This window comes from Candidatus Methylomirabilota bacterium (genome assembly GCA_036002485.1).
Lineage (GTDB): Bacteria > Methylomirabilota > Methylomirabilia > Rokubacteriales > CSP1-6 > AR37.
On sequence record DASYTI010000133.1, the window covers coordinates 1 to 3,483 of the forward strand.

Annotated in this window: 3 protein-coding genes; all 3 read right to left on the reverse strand. The window is 68.6% G+C overall.

The features are described from left to right. Positions 1-1,366, reverse strand: a 1,366-nt coding sequence (locus VGT00_13320) for an ABC transporter substrate-binding protein (protein HEV8532394.1), incomplete at its 3' end; no start/stop codon positions are given. Then, positions 1,363-2,364 (reverse strand): oligopeptide/dipeptide ABC transporter ATP-binding protein, encoded by a 1,002-nt coding sequence (locus VGT00_13325; protein HEV8532395.1) that lies wholly within the window; start codon positions 2,362-2,364, stop codon positions 1,363-1,365. The genes VGT00_13325 and VGT00_13320, both read right to left, overlap by 4 nt. Before the next feature lies 1 nt (position 2,365). Further along, complete coding sequence (locus VGT00_13330) at positions 2,366-3,346, reverse strand: ABC transporter ATP-binding protein (GenBank protein HEV8532396.1); 981 nt, start codon at positions 3,344-3,346, stop codon at positions 2,366-2,368. Positions 3,347-3,483: the final 137 nt, after the last annotated feature.

Sequence of the window (3,483 nt, forward strand, 5' to 3'; positions counted from 1 at the left end):
TCTCGTCGGGGTCGAGGTCGGCGTCCCACTGAATCTGCACGAGGTCCCACTGGCGCTCCTGCAGCCAGCGCCGGCGGAAGGTCGGGAAATCGGCCAGCTCGATGCGCACCTTGAGGCCGATCTTGGCGAGCTGCGCCTGGAGCACCTCCGCCTGGCGCGGCGCCGTGCCCGCGTTGGTACTGAGGAACAGCACCTCGCGGCCGTCGTACTTGGCCTGCTTCATCCAGGTCTTGGCCTGCTCCAGGTCGAAGTACTGGCCGTTCTTGCCCGTCTCGAAGGCGGCATCGTAGAAAGCCCCCATGGGCGGGGAGATCGGTCCGTGGGCCACGATCCCCTCACCGAACTCCACCTTGTCGAGGATCTCCTTCCTGTCGATGGCGAAGGTCACGGCCTTGCGCAGGGCCTTGTCGTTGAACGGCTCCTTGGCGAGGTTGAAATGCAGGCACCGCCAGTTGCCGCCGACCGCGGTGAGGGCGGTGAGCTTCGGGTCCTTCTTCAGGTCGGCCACGAACTGGGGCGCCACGTTGTTGACGAGGTCGACCTCGCCCGTCTTGAGGGCGGCCACCAGCGTCGAGGGCTCGATGATGATCTTGATCATCACCTTGTCGAGGTACGGGAGCTTCCCGCCCGCCGCGTCGGTCTCCCAGTACGTCGGGTTCTTCTCGAGGAGGATGTAGTCGCCCTCCTTCCACTCGGCAAACTTGAAGGGGCCGGTGCCGACCGGGCTCCGCCCGTAGGCCTTGCCCTTCTCCTTGACCGCCCGGGGGTTGAGGATGGTGGCGGCCCGTCCCGTCGAGCCCGTGAAGGCCACGCGCAGGAACGGATACGGCTTCGTGAAGTGGAGCTTCACGGTGAGGGGGTCGGGCGTCTCGATGGACTCGAGGAGCTCGAGCTTCCAGGCGTGAATGGGCGACTGATTCTTGTCCTTGACCCTCTCGAGGTTCCACTTGATGTCGGCCGCGGTGAGGGGATCGCCGTTGTGGAAGGTCACGCCCTTGTGGAGGCGGAACACGTGGATGCGGTCGCCCTGGATCTCCCACTCCCGGGCCAGCTCGGGCTTGAAGTCCACGCTCTTGCCGTCGGACGACACGATCTTGAGCAGCCCGTTGTAGATGTTGTTGTGGATCGAGCAGGCGACGATGGACGTCGTGTTGTGCGCGTCGAGCGTATCGATGTTGGTGAAGCTGCCGATCTTGATGGTGCCGCCGTACTTGGGCTTCGGCGTCTGGGCGAGCGAGGGGCGCACGAGGGTCCCCACGCCGGCCAGCCCCACCGCCGACCAGCCGAGCGCTTTCAAGACGGCGCGGCGGTTCACCTCGCTCTTCATCAGCTGATTGACCACTTCGAATCCGTCTCGAGATTTCATGCGTGTCCTCCTTGGCTGTAGAGATGACAGGCGACGGGGTGGCCGGGCTCCGCCTCGCGGAGCTCTGGTTCCGCTTCCTCGCAGCGATCGAAGCGGTAGGGGCACCGGCTCGCGAACCGGCAGCCCCGGGGGAGATCGATGGGGCTAGGCAGCTCGCCCTGCAGGAGCCGCGCGGGCTCGTCGAAGATCGAGGCGCGGCCGTCGCCGATGGTGGGGATGGCCGCCATGAGGGCCTGGGTGTAGGGATGGAGCGGTCGCGCGAAGAGCTTGGCCGTGGGGGCGACCTCGACGAGCGCGCCGAGGTACATCACGGCGACCCGGTGGCTCACGAACCTGATCACCCCGAGGTCGTGGGAGACGAAGAGGTAGGCGAGGTCGAGGCGCTCGCGCAGGTCGACGAAGAGGTTCAAGATCTGGGCGCGCACGGAGACGTCGAGAGCCGACACCGCCTCGTCGGCCACGATCAGCCGCGGCCCCACGGCCAGGGCCCGCGCGATGCCCACCCGCTGGCGCTGGCCCCCGCTCAGCTCGTGCGGGTAGCGCTCGGCGTGCTCTGGCCGCAGCCCTACCATCTCGATCAGATCGCGGACACGCTCGGGCAGCTCGGGGGCGGCGGCCAGCCGGTGGACGCGGATCGGCTCGCCCACGATGCGCCCGATGGTCATCCGCGGATTGAGCGACGTATACGGGTCCTGAAACACGATCTGGGCCTTCCGCCGAAAGGGCAAGAGCCGCTGGGCCGACAGGGTCGTGATGTCCTCGCCGTCGAACACGATGCGCCCCCGCGATGGCTCGATGGCGCGCAGCACGAGGCGGCCCGTGGTGGTCTTGCCGCAGCCGCTCTCCCCCACGAGGCCGAGGGTCTCCCCCCGCTCCATGGTGAAGCTGATGCCATCGACCGCGCGGACCACCCGCGGCTCCCGACCCAGCGCGCGGGCGATGGCCCCGCCCCGCAGGGGAAAATGCTTGGCCAGGTCCTCGACGGCGAGCAGCGGCATGCTATCGGGGCGCGCTCACGAGGTGGCAGGCGGCGATCTGGTCGGGGCCGGCCCGCCGGAGCGCGGGCTCCTCGACCGCGCATCGCGGCTCCGCCACGGCACAGCGTGGGTGGAATCGGCAACCGGTCGGCACGGCCTTGAGCCCCGGCATCACCCCGGGAATGGCGCCGAGACGTCCGTGGCCGTCCAGGCCGGGCAGGCATGCGATGAGCGCCTGCGTGTACGGGTGCGCGGGGGCCCGGAACACCGTGGCGATGGGCGCCTCCTCCACGATGCGGCCCGCGTACATCACGATCACGCGGTGGCACATCTGCGAGACGATGCCGAGGTCGTGGGAAACGAGGAGCACGGCCATCCCCATCTCCCGCGCGAGCTGGCGGATCAGCGCGAGCACCTGCGCCTGGATGGTCACGTCGAGGGCCGTGGTCGGCTCGTCGGCGATGAGGAGCCCCGGCACGCAGGAGACGCCCATGCCGATCATCACGCGCTGGGCCATGCCGCCCGAGAACTGATGAGGGTAGTCGCGGACGCGGGTCGCGGCCGAGGGGATGCCGACGCGAGTGAGGACCTCGATGGCCCGGCGCCGGAGCGTGCTTCGCCCCTCGTCGAGATGCAAAGCCATCGCCTCCGTGAGCTGATGGCCCACGCGGATCACCGGATTCAGCGAGGCGCCGGGGTTCTGGAAAATCATCGCGATCTCCTTGCCCCGGATGCGCGAGAGGGCGCCTTCGTCGAGACCGAGCAGATTCTGACCGCGGAAGCGCACCTCCCCGCTCACCCGCCCCGGTGGGCAGCGGATCAGGCCGAGAATCGCTTCCGACGTCAGCGTCTTGCCCGCGCCCGACTCGCCCACGAGGCCCACGATCTCCCCGCGGCCGATCGAGAAGCTGACACTGTCGACCGCGCGCAGGGGCCCGTCCTCCGAGAGGAACTCGACGACGAGGTCGCGGACCTCGAGAACAAGATCGTCGCGCAAGTTCATCGGCGGAGCCGGGGGTCCAGGGTGTCGCGCAGGCCGTCGCCGAGGAGGTTCAATCCCACGATGGTGATCATGAGGGCGATCCCCGGGATCGTCGAGATGTGCGGCGCCATGACGATGAAGTTCCGGCCCTCGGCGAT